Here is a 21,727-nt window from a genome sequence, read left to right on the forward strand (position 1 = left end):
AAGCTAGAAGTATAATTTTTTCTTTAGAAAAAAAATCATCTAGTGCGAATTATAAAGGAAATCCTGTGAAAAAGAAACCTTATGGAGCCGATCTGACGAATTGTAACAGGATTGAAACGTTTAAAGTCAGCGGAGGGAATTGGGAAAATATGTTAGAGTATGGGGGTTATTCAGAAGAAATAAACGAAATAATGCAGATATGGATATCAGATGAGCACTTGAATATATACAAGCAAAATTAGAAGATATATACTTTTCCCTGCAGGATAGTATTGATTATGCATTGAAAAAAAATAATCTCGACGCCATCCTTTTTCCTTCGTATATCGGTTCAACTATCTGTGCAAAAGCTGGTTATCTTTCCATTGCCCTTCCTGCAGGGGATATGCAAAACGGAAGGCCCTTTGGAATTACTTTAGAGGCTTTTGCTTTTAGTGAGGGGCTTTTAATAAAGCTTGGATATTCTTATGCACAGCATACGAAGCTTAGAAGAAGTCCATACTTTTAGAAAAATATTCAGCAAAATTCTTAGAAATGCAATTAAAAAGGAGATTACTATGACGCAGATACCTAACAGCAAACCGTGTTCAGAATCAAGAGTCTTCCAAACAAACCGTGTACTTCCGCCTGATACGAATAATCATGAAACCTTGTTCGGCGGAAAATTAATGGCTTCAATAGATGTTGTAGCCTCAATTTCAGCAGCTAAACATTGCCGGACAGAATGTGTCACAGCATCCATGGATTCGGTGGATTTTCTCCATCCGATTCGTCCGACTGATGCGGTGCATCTTGAATCTTTCGTCACATTTACGGGAAGATCATCGATGGAGGTATTCGTGAAAGTAACGGCAGAAGATTTAATAAGCGGTGAATCCAGAGTAGCAGCTACAAGCTTTATTACATTTGTTTCATTGAATGAACAAGGTAAGCCAAAAGCCGTTCCGGGAGTTTATCCTGAAACAGAAGAGGAAAAATATTTATTCGATTCAGGTGAGGAGCGCTCGCTTATCAGGAAAGCGAGAAGAAAAGCAAGTATTACGTTCTCTGAGAAAATTAAGCAATATTAATTGGTTATTTAAAATCAAAAATAAAAAAGAGGGAAGATCTTTTAGGGATCTTCCCTTTAAAACAGATAAAACCCTTTATTTGACTGATAAAATTGTTTATTAATAAAACACGAAGTTACACGGATAAATCTTGAAACAGACTGATTTTCAAAAGATAAGCTAGAATTTCTCTGGAAACTGCTTCATGATTCCTGCCGAAAGTACATCGGCCAGCATCATCAAATGATCCAGCCCTTTATCAAATGCTTCAATACTCGCATTCCAATCCTTTTTAAGGAGAGCAGACAGATCTTCAGAAAGAATTTGCAAATGAATATACAATGCTTCCTTCAGCTCTTTTTCTGACCAGTTCGGGTTTGCGCTGCTCAAGAACTTGGAGATGTCATCTGCATTCTTATGCCATTCTGCATTAAACTTTTTAAAGTCTGATTGATTGCCGCTTTTTGCAGCTGCAGTCAATTTTCCTGCAATCAGAATGTGCTCTCTTAAGAGCTCAGCAAGCTTATTTCCTGCTTCTTCCCCGTAGTAAGGCTTAATAGCATTTCCGAAGTCATCCTGATTTTTTAAGAGCCTTGCAAGCAGCTTTTTTTGATTCTCTAGTTCGTTAAGGGAACTGACAATATAGCTTTTTGTCCAAACCGCATGATCAGTCCAGAGCCTCCTCATGGTTTCTTTTAAAGCAAGGGATTCTTTTGTGATGCATTCTTCGCGTGCCTGTGTCATGTCTTTTGCATCCGTTTTTATTGGCGACATGACGAAGACTAGGGACATAATCAGCATTCCAGCAGTTATTAAGTGTTTTTTCAAGTTGGAAATCCTCCTTTTTAATAGTAGTGCGGGACATCAATCGTTTGCATGTAACCCTAAGTTTTATTCTTCTTCCGCATGAAACTCCCGATCTGCTTTTTCAATTGGATCATTTTCAAAACCGTATGCCTCATTGATCTCTTTTGTCACTTCATCTAAAAATTCATCAGATAATATCGGTATGTTTTCTTTAGTCATCAAAATCCTCCTATGCTTGAATAAAAATAGTGTTAGCGCATGGGCCCAATATCATACATTTCCTCCTTTTATTGACCGGTAGCTTATTGGTTTAAAAAAGTCAAAGGATATGAATTATTTTTATTTACATCTCTTAAGGATAGGAGTATGATAACCAACAGTTTCATATTTATTAATCGCTTAATCCATGAGGAGCGGGGAACCCGATATTGTGATAATATTCGCAAAGGGGTGAATCCTATTCATGTAGGTAGGGATACTCTTTTGTCCCGAATCCGTCAGCTAACCCCGTAAGCGTTAGGAGAGAGGATGTGTAGCGGTGAGACTGCGATTCTAATGTCCATTATGCTGTTCGTAATGACTTGCGGATAATTATGTTGATACGCTAATTAAAGGTTTACATTCTTAAATGTCATCAAGAAAAAGTTCAAAAGAAGAAAAAATGGTGGTGCAGAAATGTTTTCTATGCTTAAAAGAATAATCATTGGGGCTCCCTTAAAGTCTACAGAATTGGGAGAGCAAAAATTAAATAAAAAGAAAGCACTGGCTATTCTATCTTCAGATGCATTATCTTCTGTAGCGTACGGGCCAGAGCAGATCCTGCTTGTCTTAGTTACTATAAGTGCTGTTGCATTTTGGTATTCCATTCCAATTGCAGTAGGTGTACTATTTTTATTAACGGCTCTGATCTTATCTTACCGTCAAATTATCTATGCTTATCCTCATGGCGGGGGAGCATATGTCGTTTCAAAAGAAAACCTTGGAGAAAATGCAGGGTTAATTGCAGGAGGTTCACTCTTAGTTGATTACATATTGACAGTTGCCGTGAGTGTCTCGGCAGGAACAGATGCGATTACTTCTGCCTTTCCTGCCTTGCATGATTATAATGTCATCATAGCCTGTTTGCTGGTTGCTTTTATCACCATACTAAATCTCAGAGGAATCACCGAATCAGCCTCAATATTAGCCTATCCGGTCTATTTGTTTGTTTTGGCCCTTTTTATATTAATAGGGGTAGGAATATTTAAAATCATAACCGGGGATGTTTCACCGGATTTGCATGCACCGATAGGGACTCCTGTTGCAGGCATTAGCTTGTTTTTGCTGCTGAGAGCATTTGCTTCAGGAAGTTCTGCATTAACCGGAGTCGAAGCAATCTCGAATGCGATACCGAATTTTAAAGATCCTGGTCCTAAAAATGCAGTCAGAACGCTGATGGCAATGGGGTTATTGCTTGCCATTTTATTTTCAGGAATCGTATTTTTAGCCTATTACTTCGGGATAGCTCCAAAACACGAAGAAACAGTTGTTTCCCAAATTGCAGCTGAAACGTTTGGTAGAAACTTTATGTATTATTTTATCCAGGGAACAACAGCTATGATTCTTGTTCTCGCTGCTAACACCGGATATTCTGCTTTTCCTTTGCTTGCATTCAACCTTGCAAAAGATAAATACATTGCAAGAATGTTTACGATGAGAGGAGACCGATTAGGGTATTCCAATGGGATCATCACTCTTGGAATCACGTCCATTTTACTAATCATTATTTTTAAAGGGCAGACAGAACAGCTCATCCCTCTTTATGCGGTAGGCGTGTTTATTCCATTTACCTTATCCCAGACTGGAATGCTCGTGAAGTGGCTGCGTGAGAAGCCTAAAGGCTGGGCGGTTAAACTTGCGGTAAATTTAACTGGAGCACTTATCAGCTTTCTTGTCATGATGATGTTCTTCATTACAAAGTTCTCACAGGTTTGGGCGGTCCTGATCTTTTTGCCTCTTATCGTTTTAGGATTTCATCAAATTAAGAAGCACTATGTGGCCGTTGGTGATCAGCTGAGACTCACAACATGTGAGCCGATCAAGCCGATTGAAGGGAATGTCATTATCGTGCCTGTAGCGGGAATGACTCACGTAGTAGAAAATTCTTTGAACTATGCAAAATCATTATCCGCAGATCAAATCATTGCGGTTTACGTTTCATTTGAACGAGTCGATGAAAAAATCTTTGAAGATAAATGGAACAAGTGGCAGCCGGATATTCGGCTTGTAACTCTGCAGTCTTATTATCGAAGCATCATTCAGCCATTGACTAAATTCATTGATACAGTTGAGAAAAAAGCAAGTGAATCCAACTATAGGGTTACGGTTTTAATCCCGCAATTTATTCCCAAAAAAAGCTGGCACAATATTCTTCATAACCAGTCAAGTATCTTAATCAGGACGTTTCTCTTGTATAAAAGAAATGTCATTGTCACTACTGTTCCGTATCATTTGAAAAAATAGGGAATGTGAAGGAGCTCTTTGAAAGAGCTCCTTTTCTTATGGGTAAAGAAATTGCAGTTTGTATGTCTTGACATTTTATAAACCGGACATTAAAGTTAAATCAGTTAATAGTTAAATTGTTGAATAATTAAATAATAGAATAATTTTTGAAATGAGGTAAAGAAATGTCAGGAGAAAACATTAAAGAACTGGTCGACCGGTACATAGCGGTTTCTTTTTCCGTTACAAGCATCGCCGAGACTCTGGTCAAAGAACAGATTGGGAGTGATCTGACGAATGACCAGCACTATGTGCTCAGGTATATCAATCAGTCAAAATCATGCACTTCTTCCGAATTGGCAGAAGTGTTTAATGTGAAAAAAAGCGCGATAACCGCGATTATCACAAGAATGTTTGAAAAAGGACTGATTGAGAGGACGCGTGATGAAAATGACCGCCGTGTTGTCTATTTGACGCTCTCTGATAAAGGAAATGAACTGTATGAAAAAGCAGAAGACCGCATTCATAAGCTTGTGGAATCCTTCATTAATAAGTTCGATCCGTTGGAAATTAAACAATTCATAGAAACGTATGAAAAACTCAATCAAGTTTTAATAGAAAGCAAAGAGGAATAACTGGGGGAAGATCATGAAGACAATTATTAAAAGCAAATGGCTTGTTATGATTGCCTGGATTGCTGTTGTAACTGGATTATTGTTTGCGGCCCCGAATATGGCGGATTTAGTCAGGGAAAAAGGACAGATTGATGTGCCAGAAGGGTATTCTTCATCATATGCCTCCCGGATTTTAGACGAAGTGCAGAAGGATGAAGGCGGCGAAGATGAAAGCCGCGTTGCGCTTGTTTTTTACAGTGAGAAAAAACTGACGAAAACAGAAATAGCCGAAGCTGAAAAAGCAATCCGGCTGCTTGAGAAGAATGAAGAAAAGCTTGGAATTACAGAAATTCTCACGCATTTTAACGAAGATAGTTTAAAAGAACAGCTTGTATCCAAGGATGGAAAAGCAATATTGGCCTCAGTCAATGTGGCCTGGAATGAACGTGAGCCCACTGAGGTCAGAGAAGCCTTATACGGTGCGATTCAAGAAGTAAAAGTTGATCACGATTATACGGGGAACTGGTTGATCAATGAAGATTTGATGAAAAGCTCGGAAGATGGCCTGAAAAAGACAGAAGGAATTACGGTTGTCTTTATTTTAGGCGTTCTGCTTTTGGTGTTCAGGTCGGTTGTTGCGCCCCTCATTCCGCTGCTTGCAGTTGGATTTAGTTATTTGGCTTCACAATCGATTGTTTCGTTTTTAGTCGATTCATTTAATTTTCCGATTTCAAATTATACTCAAATCTTTTTAGTTGCCGTCCTGTTTGGGATTGGAACGGATTATTGTATTTTGATATTAAGCAGATTTAAAGAGGAATTATCAGCGCATGAAACGGTGCCGGAAGCCATTGTGGCCACTTACCGCAACGCCGGGCGCACCGTGTTTTTCAGCGGTGTTGCCGTTATGATAGGCTTTGCAGCGATTGGTTTTTCACAGTTTAAACTCTATCAATCTGCTTCTGCAGTTGCGGTAGGTGTTGCTATTTTACTAGTAGCTTTGTTTACGATTGTGCCGTTTTTTATGGCGATTTTAGGCGGTAAGATTTTCTGGCCGTCAAAAAGCAAAGCAGAGCATGGAGAAAGTAAGCTATGGGGAGTATTAGGAAGATTCTCTCTTGCACGTCCGTTCCTTTCGCTTCTGATCGTAGCGGCCATTTGCGTTCCATTTTTAGCGGTCTATGACGGAGAACTATCCTTTGATTCGCTTGAAGAGGTCAGCGGAGATGTTGCGTCCATTAAAGCATTCAATGCGATCTCAGACAGCTTTGGCCCAGGGGAATCCATGCCGACTCAGATTGTCATGAAAAATGATGAAAAAATGGATTCTGCAGAATATGCGGCACTTGCAGAGAAAATCAGCCAGGAGCTCGAAAAAGTGGACCTGGTCGATAACGTCCGCTCAGTTACACGTCCTGCAGGTGAACCGATAGAAGACTTCTTTGTCGCTAAGCAGGCAGAGAGCCTCGGTAAAGGCATAGGTGATGGAAAAGAAGGAATAGATGAAATCAGCAAAGGGCTTAATGAAGCAGGCAGCGAACTTTCAAAGTCTGAGCCTGAGCTGAATGATACAACAGATGGCATAAACGACTTGATTTCGGGTACTTCTGAGCTTCAATCGGGGCTGACTGAAGTACAAACGAACTTAGCAGCGATCGAGGATGGGATTCGCCAAGGCTCAGCGGGATCCTCTGAAATCAAAAGCAGGCTTCAGCAGGTTAAAGCAGGAAGTGAGAAGCTGCTTGCAGGCTATGAGGAGCTCCTTAAAGGATATGAAGATATTCAAGGGAATTTGAAAAACTTAACTGCACAATATACGCAGGTTCAAAATGGTCTGTCAGCTTTAATTGAAACGATGGCTCAAATCCAGCAGCAGGATTTTGCCTATCTTGAAAAGAAATATGCAGGAATAGAAAATGAAGCCCAGTATCAAAAAATAAAAGGAACAGTGGGCGCCGCAAAGCAGGAGCTGCCTAAGCTTTCAGCAGGACTAAGTCAGCTGAACTCCGGTTTAGCTCAATTGACTGCAGGAATGAATCAGGCAAACGCAGGCTTCGGTGAAGCTAATGCAGGACAGCAAGGAGTAGCTGGGGGTCTTGATGCTCTTATTAAAGGTGTTGATCAGCAGCTCGAAGGACTTAATCAGCTTGCTGACGGACAGGGGCAAATCATAGATAACATGCCGAAGTTCACAGACGGACTCAGCGGAATTAACTCCGGCCAAAAACAGCTGCTTGACGGGTTTGAAGATCTTGGGGGCCAATTAGGTCAGCTCACAGATGGACTGAATCAAAGCGCAGACGGACTGAATAAAGTTTCAGACGGACTTGGATCAGCTCAGGATTACCTTTCAGGCTTATCAAAGTCATCAGATACAAATGGATTTTATTTGCCTCAGGAAGTGTTAGAGAGTGAGGAATTTGAGCAGGCTCTTGATGCCTACATGTCAGAGGACCGCAAAACAATGACTCTTGATGTTGTAATGGAGGCAAGTCCGTATTCAAATGAGGCGATTGAACAAGTGCCTGAGATCAAAGAAGCAGTAGAAAGAGCTGTGAAAGATACGAAACTTGAAAATGCAGTAGTAGCAGTTGGCGGGATTACAAGCACAAATGCAGACTTAAGCACAGTTTCTGCACAGGATTATTCCCGGACAGTAGTCCTGATGCTTGTCGGCATCTCGATTATTCTCATTTTTATGTTCCGGTCTATTATTATGCCAATCTACATTATTGGATCCTTGGTTTTAGCTTATTTTACCTCTATGGCTATTAACGAAGTAATCTTTGTAGATATTCTGCAGTATGCCGGCATCAGCTGGGCGGTGCCATTCTTTGGATTCGTCATTCTTGTCGCCCTTGGCGTCGACTACAGCATCTTCTTAATGGACCGCTTCAGCGAGTACCGCGATCTCTCAGTAGGTGAGGCGATGCTGGTGGCCATGAAAAAGATGGGAACCGTCATTATTTCAGCAGCGGTTATTCTTGGCGGAACCTTTGCTGCTATGATGCCTTCTGGTATGCTGTCCTTGCTGCAGATTGCATCTATCATTCTAATAGGGTTGTTCCTATACGTGCTAGTTATCCTGCCGCTGTTTATCCCTGTGATGGTGAAAAGCTTTGGGCAGGCGAATTGGTGGCCTTTTAAACGGGTTTCCAACTGAATAGGATATTAATTAAAGCCGTTCTCTTGATGAGGGCGGCTTGTTTGTTTAAAGAAACATGAGATAAAGAAACGGTATGATTGGAATGGTTTGTCATTAAACTAGGGGCAGATTAGCATTCCTGCAGATCGTTATTTTTCGACTTTGAAAAAAAGTTGATTCATATTACACAATTGAGGAAGCTTACTAAAATTATTGAAATCTGAATATTCCATTAACAAAGGGTTGCTCATTTGTACACCGCCCAAAAGGGGTGTTTAGATGGGTCTCCTTTCAGTCGGAAACGTTCCCTTCTGGGTAATAGCCTGCGGTATTATTTATCCCAAAAAAGGAGGTAGTGACATGAGCGTGTTTTTAATGATTATTCCACTAGCGCAGTATAAATAAAAGGTTTTGTTGTTGCAACCAATGTTACTAACGGCTAATCAAGACAGTAAATGAGTACTTATAATGTTATACTAAATCTAAATAAAGAAAAAATACGTTGAAATTCTAGGGGTTTTTTTAATGAACATACTAATCAAAAGCATAATACTTGGAATTGCTGCCACTATACAAGGTGTTGCGATGGCGACTTTTTTATTCCCGCACTTTATTCCCTCAGGTGGTGCTGCTAGTATAGGTATTTTGTTAAATTACATAATAAATCTGCCGTTTGCGATTACACTTTGGGTTGTAAATGCTAGCTTGTTACTAGCTGCAGTAAAATGGCTTGGAAAAAGTAGTGCACTTTGGACAATGTATTGTGTGTCAGTAACTTCTGCTACGATCAACTTTATTTCCCCGTTTATGAAAAATCCCATATCAAATGTGATGCTTGATCTCACTTTTGGTTCAGTTGTCTTTGGAATAGGACTAGGTATATTGTTTCGAATGGGAGCTTCTTCAGGTGGGATGGATATTTTGGCCTTAATACTTTCCAAAACAAAAGGACTTTCACCAGGAAAAGCGTTATTTTGGATAAACGGAAGTTTAGTAGTTTTAACTGGAATTGTCGTTGATTGGAAAATCATTTTGTATGCGTTGGTTTGCCAATATATTGGGACAAGGGTTTTAGATCAAATCTATAAATTCCCAATTAAATCGAGGTATTTTGAGGTTAAAAAAAATTATGAATCATTTTGAATATGCTTAATTAGCTAAACAGCTAATAGAAGTTATAATGATCTTCCACGAACAGGGGCTTTAGCGGGAGTCTCCTTGTAAAAAATAAGTGTACATATACTAATATCGATTTTCAATAAACGGGCGCGTTTATGGAATAACGAATAAAGCACAATTTCTCTATTTTAATTCAGAGAAATTAGGCTTTTTTTTTGGAAAACCGGATTTTCCAAAAGGTACCCCTTTTTTGCTGTCATTATCAAAAACGATCGTTTTCGGTACTTTTCAAGGATACTAAAAACTATAAAACCAATAATTGAATTGCCTGTATATTATTAGAAGTGAATTTGTAACGGGGGCTCATTATGATGGAGTCTAATAATAGAAAAAATAAATCAACATATGTAATTGTAGCTTTCGTTAGTTCTGGAATAGGTGCTTTATTAGGTATAGTTGCTTATGTAAAAGATTGGTTCTGATTTGAGATCTTTAGTATTTTATTTGATGAATTGAACATATGTTGTTGGTGAAAAAGATTGCATGCATACGGTTCCCTTGATAAGCAACCACGCAGTTACTTATACTTATTGACATGCAACTTTAAAGTTGCTTATACTTGATGTATGTGGGACAAAGACGCTATATTCAAAGCACTCGGCGATTCGACTCGGCGGCTGATATTAGACGAACTATCTGAACGCAACGAGCTGACGTTGTATGAACTTACGGTACGTCTCATTACGAAGCACGACCTTGCCATTTCGCGACAGGCGATCGCTAAACATCTTTCTGCATTGGAAGATGCAGGACTCGTAAAATCAAAACGAAAGGGAAAATATCGAGTACTTATGTTCAACAACGAACCACTTAAAAACTTGCTGAAAGGATGGATAGAGTAATTTTATAAATCGGAACAGGACTTCTGACGAATGTGTGGGTTGTTTTGCTTGCAGCCAGATTGTTAGCAGAGCACCATACGTCGCAAATATCAAAGGAGGCAAAAACAGTATGAAAATTATTGTTACCAGTATATTCGTACAAGATCAAGACAAGGCACTGGAGTTTTATTCAGAAACGCTGGCGTTTGTAAAAAAGGAGGACGTTCCCGTCGGAGAATTTAGGTGGATAACGCTTGTTTCTCCCGATGATCAAGACGGTACTGAGCTTTTACTCGAACCGAATGACCATCCTGCCGCCAAAGAGTATCAAAAGAAGATATTTGCCGAAGGCATCCCAGCAACAATGTTTGGCGTTGCAGATATTCGTAAAGAGTACAAACGATTATTGGAAAACGGCGTGAAGTTTACTATGGAGCCAACAAAAATGGGCGAAGTCACAATAGCTGTCTTCGACGATACATGCGGCAACCTTATTCAGATAGTGCAGAAGTAACTTTATGTCGAAATAGATGTTCGGTGAAGTGTTTTTATCAACAATTAAAGAACAACTTTATGTTAACCCTGTCCTAATTTGAAGTGAACCCAAAAAGTTAGACACTTTATTATTAGGCAACGGGTAGGGCATGAGTTCGGTATTCAACCGGACTCATGACGAAGGAAAAAGAAGTAAAGAACCAGCATATTTGGCATGCCTTTCTTTAGTCAAACATAGAGGGTTCGGCTCTACTCTAAACATTCTTTCGGTTAGCTTGATGGGCATGGGGTACCGCCACATACCCATCAAGCTAACAACATAAATTACAAGATACGGGTTGATCATTGTTTTAAAACAAACGAGTAATGAAAAAGTTGACATGACAAAAAAGCCTATTAAAATGCTATTTTTTTGCTAGGCAGCTTGTCTATCCTTCACCGTTTTTTCATATACAACTCCAAGAATATCCAAGACAGTCATCTTCTTATAACGATGACATTTACGACCATTCTTTTTGAGCAACTGATAAAGGCGATGCAGAATGTTCAAAAGTTCTTCTGTGCCAACTGCCATCGCTTGAAACAGTAACGGGAAGTAATCTTTAATCATATAAATTGCTTTGTATTCACTCAATTCCTTCTTTTTCTTTTCAAGAAGTAACTGTCGCATTTGAAACATGGTAGAAGAACAGAGGAGAATGCCAATGAGTTGGCCATATAAATGGCACTCAAGGCGTTCTTTTTTGATTGTTTTGCATTCATCGATTTCAAAGAATGACTTCCATGTTTTAAACAAAATTTCGATTTGCCAACGCAGGGAATAGAGGGAATGAACATAGTCAGTGGGAACTTCTTCTGGTGATGTATTCGTTATGTAGACATTCATACCCATCAAGTGCTTACTTTTCTCCTTCATGACAATGCCTTTCTTCTTTTCTCGAATCGCTTGGTTTTTTAGGCGTGTTTGCGTTTGATCATCGGTTAAACGATGGATAATGACACGTGCTGGAAGCTTCTGATTTTGACCAATGTATGCTTCAGTGATTTCCAGTGTTTCACCAGAGGTTAGACGGGACATCATTTGTGTCATATCAAGCTGGATGTATTCGGTTTGTTTTTAACGTGCCATTGTTGAAAAATTCTGGATCAGGGTTCTTGATATAAATACGTGTATTTAACTTCAACCGAGAAATATAATAAGCCTCTTTATCATGAATGGCTTGTAAGTCTCCTAAATCAAAGTAACCAAGATCACGTAAACATAAATCGCCTTTCTCTACAGTTTCAAGGCAGATTGTACCGTATGTTTTATCATTGTTTTTTCCTGGTCCTAACTGTACGTTTAAAAATTGGCCACTTAATAAATCGTATTCCAATTGGATTTTCACCCCTGCAGTATGACTACTCCCTCCAGAGCCTTGATAATTTGTGGCGAAGGAATCAGGTAGCTGAAATACAGTCGCATCTAAAATCCGAATACGTTCGAAAGCAGAAATCATGTGTGAAGAAAGCGAATGATTTAAACAGAGATTTTGTGTTAGGAGTGAAGTAAAGACTTCTCGGAGGAATGCGACAGCTGCTGGATTAAAGCGCTGATTCAGCCCTTCTGGGCTTATTAGTACACCCATGGAAGCCTCCAAACGACTACATAATTGCGTAAGTGATGTACTAGCGACTTCTTGGCTGAGCCAAACGCACAGGGCGATAAGTCCATTTGCTTGATACTTACTAGATCGTTGTACAAAGCCCACCTGTTTGGCAGTTTCTTGTAGGACTATTGGGGATAGAAAACGTTGTAATTCTTTTGCAAAAAGTGTCAGTTCACTGGAGACGATAGGATTCATAAAAAAACACCATCCTTTCTCGTAAACTTCTTACGATAAGCATAGCGTTTTTTCATTTTTGAAGGTATTGTTTAAACTTAGCTTGATGGGCATGGGGTACCGCCAGCAAAACGCGGATTTACAACGTTAAGGATATTCCAGCATTAAAAATCCCAATCTCTCAGAGATATAAATGAGAAATTGGGATTTAATTATTCAACAATTGCGCCCGATTGTTGAAGATCGTAATATAACCTAATCTTTATATTGAATGGGTAAATTTTTAGAAAAGTGCTATGAACCTACCGAAAATTTAATAATTTAAGTGCTTCAAAGAGGGGAGCGTACTAGGCTTAGTTATTATGTTTCAAAATTATGACTACATTTCCCTTTTTGTGTCCTTTGTCGACATACCTGTGAGCTTCGACAATTTGTTCCAACGGATAGCGTCTATCTAAAACCGGTTTAATCTTACCTGCCTCAATTATCTCTTTGAGAAAGATTAGATCTTTAGTTCTTTCGCTAGCTGACCTCATACCTGTGGCCGCAATCATCGCCTTTTTTCTACCAATCATTGAAGTCAATAACACTTGTGGAAGAATTGCAACTTCAATGGCAGCTTCAAGAAAGATTCCATTTTGCTTTAGGGAACCTTTACAACGTGAAAAAGAGGTCTTGCCTACCGTATCAAAAATAATATCATAGGTCTGTCCGAGCTTAGTAAAATCCTCTTTCGTGTAATCAATTACTTTATCAGCTCCTAAAGATTCCACCATTTCTAAATTCGTTGTACTGCATACCCCGGTGACCTCTGCCCCAAAATATTTGGCAAGCTGTACTGCAAAAGTACCTATCGATCCAGAAGCGCCATTGATTAGGACTTTTTGTCCACTCTTAATTTTTCCGGTATCCCTAAGGAAAGGCAATGCTGTTAAAGCCCCATCACAGCTGGCAGCAGCTTCCTCATATGTCAGATTAGCTGGTTTTATCGCCAGAGTCGTCCCTTCTTCGGGCAGACATATATACTCCGCATAAGAACCATATCCAGTACAGGTACCAAAAACCTGATCCCCTTCTTTAAATAATTTTACCTCTTTGCCTACTGCTTCAATTTCACCGGCAAACTCTTCCCCTAATTTCGTATTTTTTGGTCTTATGAAACCAGTATACAATCTTGAAATAAATGGATTACCCCTTCGAAATGTGCACTCCGTTGCCGTTACTGTTGTCGCATATACTCTTATCAGCACTTCATTGTCTTTAGGTTTAGGTTTTTCTACCTCTTTGAGTTGAAGAACATCTGGTGGTCCATATTTTGTGTATACAATTGCTTTCATAAGTCTCCTCCTTTATTTGAAGCCTATAATCAATTGAATGATAAAATGTCTATGCAAATTTACCATCATTGTTTACAGTAAAAATTCTATAAATATTTAAAACAAGCAATTATGAAATTGATTCAAATCATTAAAGAATTTATTTAGTTTGCTCACAAAAACACCTTCACTAATAACTATGATTAAATAAGTTGGAAGTTCTCACAGAACCATAATTACACATCTAAATTATTAAACAATCTGGTCCTTTAATGTGAATTAAGTGGGATTGATATGAATGTACCTGCCTGTATTGCTGCTGTTGGGATTGCTATAGTAAGTAATGGTTTACCTTTTACAAAAATATTAAAAGTCAAACAAGCAATAAAAGCTTTGGATGGAGTATCTTTTACTTAAACAAAACAACAGAACGATCAGATGTTCTCGCATCCTCATTATATGAAGGAAAGGTAGCAATTATTGTGGCTGCGGACAAAAGACTCCTCTCGATCAAAAATTAACATTTTTTTAAAAAATTACATAAAATTTACGTTGCTGCTATTACTATTTCATATTAGTTTTCTATCATATTTTTGTATAAACAATAATGTGGGAGGAAATGATATTGAAAAAAATATTTAAACGTCTCTTTTTAGTCTCTTTTGTTGTGGCACTTGTTTGTACTGGCTTTATGGGTTCTTCGAAAATTTTAGCATCCCAAAATGATGGACAAGCAGAAGCAAAAGATACATCGCACAATGGCAGAAACAACAATGACCTTGTCAATCTTCAATTACTAAGTTTGACGGACTTACACGGGTACCTTCAAGCATTCAATGACAAATCAAACGGTCAAATTATGACTACTAACGGTCCACTGACCGTTGGCGGTGCAGCCTATATGGCCACTCATCTTAAGAACCTAAAAGCCGGGCACGAAAACTCAATTTTGTTTTCGGCGGGTGACGACTTCAGCGGTTGGCCTTTCGAGGTTGCATCTCATCACAATGAGCCTACAATCGAATTCCTTAATGCAATTGGGCTAGACTTTTCTGTTGCTGGTAATCATGAGTTCGATGCTTCCAAGGAGTTCCTTACAGAGCACATGATGAAGGGAAAAAGTTTTGGCGTACGTGACGTGGACAGTTCTTTCACCGACTCTACCGGAAAGAAATTTAAGGGTGCAGACTATGAGTACCTTTCTGCAAATGTGCGTGATGCACACACTGGGGACCTTGTGTTAAAGCCTTACATCATTAAGAAGATCCCTGATGGTAAAGGAGGTACTATCCCTGTCGGTTTTATCGGTCTTACCACACCTACAACAGTAAAGGGATCCACATCGTTTCAAGAAGGTACTTTAACGAATGACCCTCTTGTAGAATCTGCGAACCGGTATGCAAAAGAATTGAAGGATAAAGGTGTCGAAACGATTATTGCGGTCGTTCACGAGGGTGGTTCGACGAAAAGTGACGGTTATGACATTAACGGTTGTGACAGTCCTTTTGGTCCTATATTCGATTTCGCAAAAGAGGCTTCACCTGCGATCGATGCAATCGTGTCCGGACATTGGCATGCAAAATTCAATTGCTCAATTGACGATCCTGCAGGGAACCCTCGTCCGGTGATAGAAGGAGCCAATCATGGCCGACTTCTTAGCGAAATTAACCTGTCAATTGATCCGAACAGCAAGGATGTTGTACGTAATTTGACCACATCAACGAACCACCCGGTTACACGTGATGTACCAGCTGACCCAGAGATCGAAAAGATGGTATCTTACTGGGTAGAACGTGGAAAGAATCGTTGGGCAGAGCCGGTTGCCAAACTGACGGGTGACCTGACTCGGGCACGTAATGCAAATGGTGAAAGTACCCTCGCTGATGTTGCCGCAGATGCTCACTATGCTGCTGGGAAAAAAGCAGAGAATCCAGCCGAATTCGCTTTGACTGCAGCAAGTCCGTTGCGTGGTGATCTACTGTACAAAAAGGGTAATAATCCCGCAGACAGTGACGGTCAGATCCTATTTGGCGAACAGTGGCAAGCTCATGGCTATCAAAACCCAGTATTAGTCGTAACTTTAACTGGGCAACAAATTAAACAGATTCTTGAAGAACAGTGGAGAAAGAAACCGGACGGCTCCGATGACTTTTACCCGCTCGCTGTTTCGCACAATGTGCACTATAGTTACGACAAAAGCAAACCAATTAATGAAAGAATTGATCCACAAAATGTTAACATTAATGGGGAGCCTCTCGACCTGAATCGCTCTTACCGCGTGGCTGCATTAGCATATTTGGTTATCGGAGCTGATGGATACCCGGCATTTAAACAATATCGCGACTCAGTTCGGGCTGAAGTCGATTATTGGGCATTCATAAACTATTTAAAGGAACAGAAGGTCATAGAACCTCCAGCACTAAACCGTGTCACATCAGCATCCAATTCTCAATAAGTTGTAATGCAAAAAACCCCTCGTTTGTATGAAAGTTTTCGCAAACGAGGGGTTCCTTGTATTCATTAGCTTCAGATAATAGGATCTTGATCCAATTTGATGTAATGGTAGGCGTTTAAGCAAGAAATTAATGATAAGGTCAAAATGATTAAAGACGGCAGCGGCTTTCAATTAGAACAGACAATAAAATAATACTTTCTATTGTGCATGGACGATACAGGAAGCTATATCCATCAGCAAATCAGCTGTAACAATACCTTTAGGGGGTACGGAAACGATTTAGGGTTTCAAGGGCCGCACTTCAAAAATATCCCATTATATAATTTTGATAGGTGTATTTGATAAGTTTTAAATTGTGAGATATAGGACTGAAAGAAGATGGACTAATGGCAATACGTACTGTATATCCAATAATGTACTACAGCAAAGAAGGTTTCATTGAACGAAAATTGGAGATCAATGAGGAAGTCTTACAGGAAATCATTGGAGATTACTTAAGAAGAAATACTGATTTTGATTTTGATGAAGTCGAAATCGTCAATAACCGTCCAATGAACATATGGCTTTATGCCAAGTGTAGAACATATATTGACCCCGATAATCCTGAAAAAGACGAAGCACTGTTTGATGCGGAAATAGAAATTACCGGAAACTATGACGGGAACCCTACATGATAGACTGGGGCCCACTATAAATATTTTCAATAGTGGCTCCTCATTCCTCGAATCGTTTCCGTACCCTTTTAGTTTTTTTAATACTGTATGGGGTGAAGTCTAAAAAGGGTTGGGCGTCTAAAAGATACCCAACCTCTTTAATTACTGATAATGCTCATTACGTAAACTACATTGCGATCCATCAAGACGGCTTTTTTGCTTAACTAATCAATAAAAACTCCAGTACTCATACTGGAGTTTTTGAAGGCGGATGCCTGTGATTAGGTCATCACTTATAACCACAGAAAGTACATGCGCCAATAATGATTAGTAAAATAAACAACACAACTATAATCGTGAAATCATGACATCCATGACGGTGATCTCTATATTCACAAACAGGAGCTGCGTATCCATAGACAGGGGCTATATATCCGTGAGATAAAGCAGGTGAGAGAGGAATATTCTCTCCAGAAGTAAATGGTGCGTTTACGTTATTATACATTTTCACATCTTCCTTTCGTTTGTAAAGCCCTATGATTATCCATTTCATAAAGCTTTGATAAAGTATTAATATGCTGTACGGTCCATATGTGAAGCTTATTCGCAGCCTAAATTACGATCCGTTAACTACCAGTTATGGTAACTACATCAGAGGCAGTTCCAAAGGATAAGCTGATGAAAGTGAATGGAACAAACGGAAGTCTTCAGGCAATTATAATGTTCGTGTCACCAATCGTTAGTGCAGCACTGTTGACAATGGCTTCCATCGAAATGATTTTTATGATCGATGTCATTACCGCAGCAATTGCGATTCTGACGTTACTTGTGTTTTTTAATATTCCGGTGCATGAGAAGGCATCCGAAAAACAAACTACGAGTTACTACGATGATTTTAAAAAAGGATTAACGTACATTAATAATCACGATTTTCTTAATAAATTCTTTCTGTTTTTCGCTTTTTTCTTTGTCCTGATAGCGCCTGCATTTTTAACACCACTGCAAGTTACTCGCAGCTTCGGCGACGGTGTTTGGCGGTTAACAGACATCGAAATCGCTTTTTCGATAGGGATGATGGTGGGTGGAGGAATTATTGCTTCTTGGGGAGGCTTTCAAAACAAAGTTTATACGATGACATTCGCAAGTCTTTTAATGGGAGCTTGTACGCTTGCGCTCGGGATTGTTCCTGTCTTTTGGATTTATTTAATTTGTATGGCTGTATTTGGAGTTGCTATACCAATTTTTAATACGCCAACTATGGTTTTATTGCAAGAGAGAGCAGAAGAAAATTATCTAGGGAGAATTTTTGGTGTGTTTGGGGTGATATCGACTTCGGGTGATGCCGATAGGGATGCTCATTTTCGGTCCAATCGCAGATATAATAAAAATTGAATGGCTGCTTACTGGAACAGGGTTACTCATTTTAATACTTGCAATCTTTTTAGGCAGAAACAAAGTATTAATTGAAACCGGAAAGCCAATCTTGAAAGAACATTCCAATTAGGTAGGGTTATCGTTATTACAAATAAGCCCCCTTTTTGTAATAAGGTTTTCGCCTTTAGTAAAAGGCTTAATTTTGAAATGATTTGAATTAAGCAATCTGGCAGGTTTGTTGAGCTTCCGATATTCTTCCTTCTTTAGTAGAAGGTCCATCTAGGGTATTATACGCGCTCTTTGAGTCCCAAAACCAGGATTATTCTTGTTAGAAGGTATCATACGCACTCTTTGAGTACCCAAAACCAGGATTTAGCCTGTTTTAGGGTATTATACGCGCTCTTTGAGTACCTAAATAACGGATTTTTCATGTTTCAGGGTTCCATACGCGCTCTATGAGTATCCAAAACACAGATTTAGCCCGTTTTAGTGTATCATACGCACTCTTTGAGTAGCTAATTAACGGATTTTTCATGTTTCAGGGTTCCATACGCGCTCTATGAGTATCCAAAACACAGAATTTGCCCGTTTTAGTGTATCATACGCCCTCTTTGAGTACCTAAATAACGGATTTTTCATGTTTCAGGGTTCCATACACGCTCTATGAGTACCCAAAACACAGATTTAGCCCGTTTTAGTGTATCATACGCCCTCTTTGAGTACCCAAAACCAGGATTTAGCCTGTTTTAGTGTATCATACGCCCTCTTTGAGTACCCAAAACCAGGATTTAGCCCGTTTTAGTGTATCATACGCCCTCTTTGAGTACCCAAAACACAGATTTTGCCCATTTTAGTGTATCATACGCCCTCTTTGAGTACCTAAATAACGGATTTTTCATGTTTCAGGGTTCCATACACGCTCTATGAGTACCCAAAACACAGATTTAGCCCGTTTTAGTGTATCATACGCCCTCTTTGAGTACCCAAAACCAGGATTTTACCCGTTTTAGTGTATCATACGCCCTCTTTGAGTACCCAAAACACAGATTTAGCCCGTTTTAGTGTATCATACGCCCTCTTTGAGTACCCAAAACCAGGATTTAGCCTGTTTTAGGGTATTATACGCGCTCTTTGAGTACCCAAAACACAGATTTAGCCCGTTTTAGTGTATCATACGCCCTCTTTGAGTACCCAAAACCAGGATTAGCCCGTTTTAGTGTATCATACGTACTCTTTGATTACCCAAAACCAGAATTTTGCTTGTCAACTAAATGGAGAAGAGTTTAAGAAGGAAATATTCACACATTCGCTGAAATATATATGTATGGATATTAAATAAATCGGGTTTAAATGACGAAACCCGCCCTAGGAGATGACCTGAGATGGAAACACGGGTGAATCAAATTGAGTTGAATGGACTCACTTTTCAATATCGTGAGAGTGGGGAACCTTCTGCACCGCCGCTTGTTGCACTTCACGCGCTGGGAAAAAGTGCAGAATCATGGGATCAAGTGGCTGCCGTATTAGGAGAAAAATACCGCGTTCTAGCATTAGATCAACGGGGTCACGGTGGGACTGCCAGAACTAGTACATACACTTTTGAACTGATGTGCGATGACTTGCTTCATTTTGCGAATGCTATGAATTTGGAACGGTTTACGCTAATTGGTCATTCCATGGGGGGGACCGTATCTTATCTTTTCTCGGAAACATTTCCGTCAAGGATAGAACGGCTGATTGTAGAAGACACTCCTCCTCCTTTTCTGGATAAGCCGATCGAAGTTCCTTCCAAACCATCTGATCCCCTGCCATTTGATTGGCTGGTTGTGCCTTCGATTCTGCGGCAGCTTAATGAACCAAATCCCGAATGGTGGGCGCGGCTTGCCGACATTATCATGCCGACTCTTATTATAGGCGGTGGGTCCAGTCATATTCCTCAAAACAAATTGCAGGAAGTTTCTGAGCTTATTCCGAATTGCGAATTGGTGACGATAGAAGATGCTGGGCACTTTGTGCATGATGCTAATTTACCGGCCTTCTTAGCTGCCGTAAAAAGTTTTCTTCATTTATGAGTTTCCGAACGCTTCCATTGTTACCCTGATTTTATTAAACAAACGGACGCATTTCTATAATAAGGAGTACGTGTAAACTAAAATAATTGGAATAAGCAAATCGGTTAGGATTGTTGAATTAAGAAAAAGTTATTAATCATATTAAGAAAAAAGTCATACTATTTCAATAAATGCAGTGTTATATTTCCCTATAAAGGGAGTGTTGAGAATGAGTATTTTTACTATACATTCAATTGGAGTAGTTTCCAACGAACGTAAAACACCGGAAGATGATTTTTGGGGGGAAGTTGTTTCGGTAATAAATTTAGAAAAAGATTGGGATATAAGTTGTCTAGATGGTATAGAATCTTTTAGTCATTTAGAAATAATATACCTCTTTCACCTGGTTTCAGATGGAAATATACAATTTACCTCAAGACACCCCAGAAATAATAAAGAGTTTCCTAAAGTAGGTATTTTTGCACAACGAGGAAAGAACCGCCCAAATAAAATAGGTGCTACAATTGTTGAATTTATCAAAAAAGAAGAACTTTCTATAATAGTCAAAGGCTTAGATGCAATTGATGGTACACCAATAATAGATATAAAACCTGTTATGAAAGAATTTTTACCAAAAGGAGAAACAAAACAGCCTTCATGGGCTTCTGAGTTAATGGAGAATTATTGGAAATAGCAGATAAGAGATATTTAAATTAATTTTCTTATTCAAGTATTAGGCGCTTATCCAAAACAAGGATTGAAGCGACTGCTTCTTATTCAACAATCCGGGGGTGTTAATTAAAGAAGGATAACTGCTCTTTTTGTTGAATAATAACAATTGGGCAGGATTAAGTCGATTCCTTTAGGAAATCAGCCTGTAAAGTTATTTCATAATTCTAAAAACTGGCAAGTATTTGTTCATTAAGGTGTGAAGGTTTTCAACAAAGAGAATAGAAGGAGTGAATAGGAATGATTAATAAAGTTGGACAAATCATGGTATATGTAAATAACCAAGATGAGGCAGTAAAATTTTGGACAGAAAAAGCGGGGTTTACGGTTATTTCAGAAGAGGAAAACGGTCAAGGAATGAGATGGATTGAAATAGCCCCATCAAATAATGTTGAAACAAGTATTATTCTTCACAACAAAGAATTAATCTCAAAAATGCAGCCTGAACTAAATCTTGGCACACCTTCCTTAATGTTTTTTACAGAAAATCTCGATCAATTACATAGCCATTTAGTAAATAAAAATGTCACCGTCGGAGAAATTGTAAATATACCTGCTGGGAGAGTATTTAACTTTGCCGATAGTGAAGAAAATTATTTTGCGGTCATGGAGAAAAGTGAAAAACAACAGTAAAAAACAACTTCCTTTTCAAAAAAAACGTTAAGTCGATTCCAATTGGGGTGCAGTTCAATTGGAATCGGCTTTTTGATTCACCAGGCACTTTAGTTGATGAAA

Annotated in this window: 17 protein-coding genes and 3 pseudogenes; 15 read left to right on the forward strand and 5 right to left on the reverse strand. The window is 39.1% G+C overall.

Annotated elements, in window-relative coordinates; all coding sequences use genetic code 11:
• Positions 1-220 precede the first annotated feature (220 nt).
• Both LIT25_06120 and LIT25_06125 read left to right on the forward strand, forming a co-directional pair.
• Positions 221-508, forward strand: a pseudogene (locus LIT25_06120) (amidase).
• A gap of 49 nt (positions 509-557) precedes the next feature.
• Entirely contained in the window at positions 558-1,070 is a 513-nt protein-coding gene (locus tag LIT25_06125) for an acyl-CoA thioesterase (protein USK34923.1), read from the forward strand.
• A gap of 159 nt (positions 1,071-1,229) precedes the next feature.
• Here the strand turns inward: LIT25_06125 and LIT25_06130 are convergent, their stop codons facing one another.
• On the reverse strand, positions 1,230-1,877 hold the full coding sequence (locus tag LIT25_06130) for a glycosyltransferase (GenBank protein USK34924.1): 648 nt from the start codon (positions 1,875-1,877) through the stop codon (positions 1,230-1,232).
• Between the two features lie 63 nt (positions 1,878-1,940).
• On the reverse strand, positions 1,941-2,075 hold the full coding sequence (locus LIT25_06135) for a bacitracin ABC transporter ATP-binding protein (GenBank protein USK34925.1): 135 nt from the start codon (positions 2,073-2,075) through the stop codon (positions 1,941-1,943).
• Positions 2,076-2,531: 456 nt separating this feature from the next.
• Between LIT25_06135 and LIT25_06140 the strand changes: the two genes are divergently transcribed.
• The 6 genes from LIT25_06140 (at position 2,532) to LIT25_06165 (ending at position 10,610) form a co-directional block, all read left to right on the forward strand.
• A complete protein-coding gene (locus tag LIT25_06140) occupies positions 2,532-4,358 on the forward strand; it encodes an APC family permease (GenBank protein USK34926.1) in 1,827 nt (608 codons plus the stop codon).
• 164 nt (positions 4,359-4,522) lie between these two features.
• Positions 4,523-4,972 carry a MarR family transcriptional regulator gene (locus LIT25_06145; protein ID USK34927.1) on the forward strand — a complete coding sequence of 150 codons (450 nt, stop codon included), beginning with the start codon at positions 4,523-4,525 and terminating at the stop codon, positions 4,970-4,972.
• Positions 4,973-4,985: 13 nt separating this feature from the next.
• Entirely contained in the window at positions 4,986-8,114 is a 3,129-nt protein-coding gene (locus LIT25_06150; protein ID USK34928.1) for an MMPL family transporter, read from the forward strand.
• A 507-nt stretch (positions 8,115-8,621) separates the two neighbouring features.
• Positions 8,622-9,239 (forward strand): YitT family protein, encoded by a 618-nt coding sequence (locus LIT25_06155; GenBank protein USK34929.1) that lies wholly within the window; start codon positions 8,622-8,624, stop codon positions 9,237-9,239.
• 602 nt (positions 9,240-9,841) lie between these two features.
• A complete protein-coding gene (locus LIT25_06160) occupies positions 9,842-10,117 on the forward strand; it encodes a metalloregulator ArsR/SmtB family transcription factor (protein USK34930.1) in 276 nt (91 codons plus the stop codon).
• A 109-nt stretch (positions 10,118-10,226) separates the two neighbouring features.
• A complete protein-coding gene (locus LIT25_06165; protein ID USK34931.1) occupies positions 10,227-10,610 on the forward strand; it encodes a VOC family protein in 384 nt (127 codons plus the stop codon).
• Positions 10,611-11,006: 396 nt separating this feature from the next.
• Here LIT25_06165 and LIT25_06170 read toward each other — a convergent pair.
• Both LIT25_06170 and LIT25_06175 read right to left on the reverse strand, forming a co-directional pair.
• Positions 11,007-12,435 (reverse strand): annotated as a pseudogene (locus tag LIT25_06170) (IS4 family transposase).
• Positions 12,436-12,767: 332 nt separating this feature from the next.
• Positions 12,768-13,751 (reverse strand): NAD(P)-dependent alcohol dehydrogenase, encoded by a 984-nt coding sequence (locus LIT25_06175; protein USK34932.1) that lies wholly within the window; start codon positions 13,749-13,751, stop codon positions 12,768-12,770.
• A gap of 383 nt (positions 13,752-14,134) precedes the next feature.
• Between LIT25_06175 and LIT25_06180 the strand changes: the two genes are divergently transcribed.
• From LIT25_06180 to LIT25_06190, 3 genes are all read left to right on the forward strand, one after another.
• Complete coding sequence (locus LIT25_06180) at positions 14,135-14,251, forward strand: spore germination protein (protein ID USK36177.1); 117 nt, start codon at positions 14,135-14,137, stop codon at positions 14,249-14,251.
• Positions 14,252-14,355: 104 nt separating this feature from the next.
• Positions 14,356-16,185 carry a bifunctional metallophosphatase/5'-nucleotidase gene (locus LIT25_06185; protein ID USK34933.1) on the forward strand — a complete coding sequence of 610 codons (1,830 nt, stop codon included), beginning with the start codon at positions 14,356-14,358 and terminating at the stop codon, positions 16,183-16,185.
• A gap of 386 nt (positions 16,186-16,571) precedes the next feature.
• Positions 16,572-16,859 carry a hypothetical protein gene (locus LIT25_06190; protein USK34934.1) on the forward strand — a complete coding sequence of 96 codons (288 nt, stop codon included), beginning with the start codon at positions 16,572-16,574 and terminating at the stop codon, positions 16,857-16,859.
• 268 nt (positions 16,860-17,127) lie between these two features.
• Here LIT25_06190 and LIT25_06195 read toward each other — a convergent pair whose 3' ends face one another.
• Positions 17,128-17,343, reverse strand: coding sequence for a YjcZ family sporulation protein (locus LIT25_06195; protein USK34935.1), 216 nt, complete (start codon positions 17,341-17,343; stop codon positions 17,128-17,130).
• Between the two features lie 155 nt (positions 17,344-17,498).
• On the opposite strand from LIT25_06195, the pseudogene LIT25_06200 reads away from it, so the two are divergent.
• The 4 genes and pseudogenes from LIT25_06200 to LIT25_06215 all read left to right on the forward strand — a co-directional run bounded on the left by LIT25_06200 (position 17,499) and on the right by LIT25_06215 (position 21,625).
• A pseudogene (locus tag LIT25_06200) lies at positions 17,499-18,342 on the forward strand (MFS transporter).
• A gap of 1,252 nt (positions 18,343-19,594) precedes the next feature.
• Entirely contained in the window at positions 19,595-20,284 is a 690-nt protein-coding gene (locus LIT25_06205; GenBank protein USK34936.1) for an alpha/beta hydrolase, read from the forward strand.
• Positions 20,285-20,498: 214 nt separating this feature from the next.
• Positions 20,499-20,957, forward strand: a complete 459-nt coding sequence (locus LIT25_06210) for an SAM-dependent methyltransferase (protein ID USK36178.1) — start codon at positions 20,499-20,501, stop codon at positions 20,955-20,957.
• Between the two features lie 275 nt (positions 20,958-21,232).
• On the forward strand, positions 21,233-21,625 hold the full coding sequence (locus LIT25_06215) for a VOC family protein (protein USK34937.1): 393 nt from the start codon (positions 21,233-21,235) through the stop codon (positions 21,623-21,625).
• The last annotated feature ends 102 nt before the right edge of the window (positions 21,626-21,727 follow it).

The organism is Bacillus sp. F19, from assembly GCA_023823795.1.
In the GTDB taxonomy this organism is placed as follows: domain Bacteria; phylum Bacillota; class Bacilli; order Bacillales; family Bacillaceae; genus Bacillus_P.

Coding starts and splice junctions, on each gene's coding strand:
- LIT25_06125 (USK34923.1), top strand. CDS start 558: ATGACGCAGATACCTAACAGCAAACCGTGTTCAGAATCAAGAGTCTTC.
- LIT25_06135 (USK34925.1), bottom strand. CDS start 2,075: ATGACTAAAGAAAACATACCGATATTATCTGATGAATTTTTAGATGAA.
- LIT25_06140 (USK34926.1), top strand. CDS start 2,532: ATGTTTTCTATGCTTAAAAGAATAATCATTGGGGCTCCCTTAAAGTCT.
- LIT25_06145 (USK34927.1), top strand. CDS start 4,523: ATGTCAGGAGAAAACATTAAAGAACTGGTCGACCGGTACATAGCGGTT.
- LIT25_06150 (USK34928.1), top strand. CDS start 4,986: ATGAAGACAATTATTAAAAGCAAATGGCTTGTTATGATTGCCTGGATT.
- LIT25_06155 (USK34929.1), top strand. CDS start 8,622: ATGAACATACTAATCAAAAGCATAATACTTGGAATTGCTGCCACTATA.
- LIT25_06160 (USK34930.1), top strand. CDS start 9,842: ATGTGGGACAAAGACGCTATATTCAAAGCACTCGGCGATTCGACTCGG.
- LIT25_06165 (USK34931.1), top strand. CDS start 10,227: ATGAAAATTATTGTTACCAGTATATTCGTACAAGATCAAGACAAGGCA.
- LIT25_06175 (USK34932.1), bottom strand. CDS start 13,751: ATGAAAGCAATTGTATACACAAAATATGGACCACCAGATGTTCTTCAA.
- LIT25_06190 (USK34934.1), top strand. CDS start 16,572: ATGGCAATACGTACTGTATATCCAATAATGTACTACAGCAAAGAAGGT.
- LIT25_06195 (USK34935.1), bottom strand. CDS start 17,343: ATGTATAATAACGTAAACGCACCATTTACTTCTGGAGAGAATATTCCT.
- LIT25_06205 (USK34936.1), top strand. CDS start 19,595: ATGGAAACACGGGTGAATCAAATTGAGTTGAATGGACTCACTTTTCAA.
- LIT25_06215 (USK34937.1), top strand. CDS start 21,233: ATGATTAATAAAGTTGGACAAATCATGGTATATGTAAATAACCAAGAT.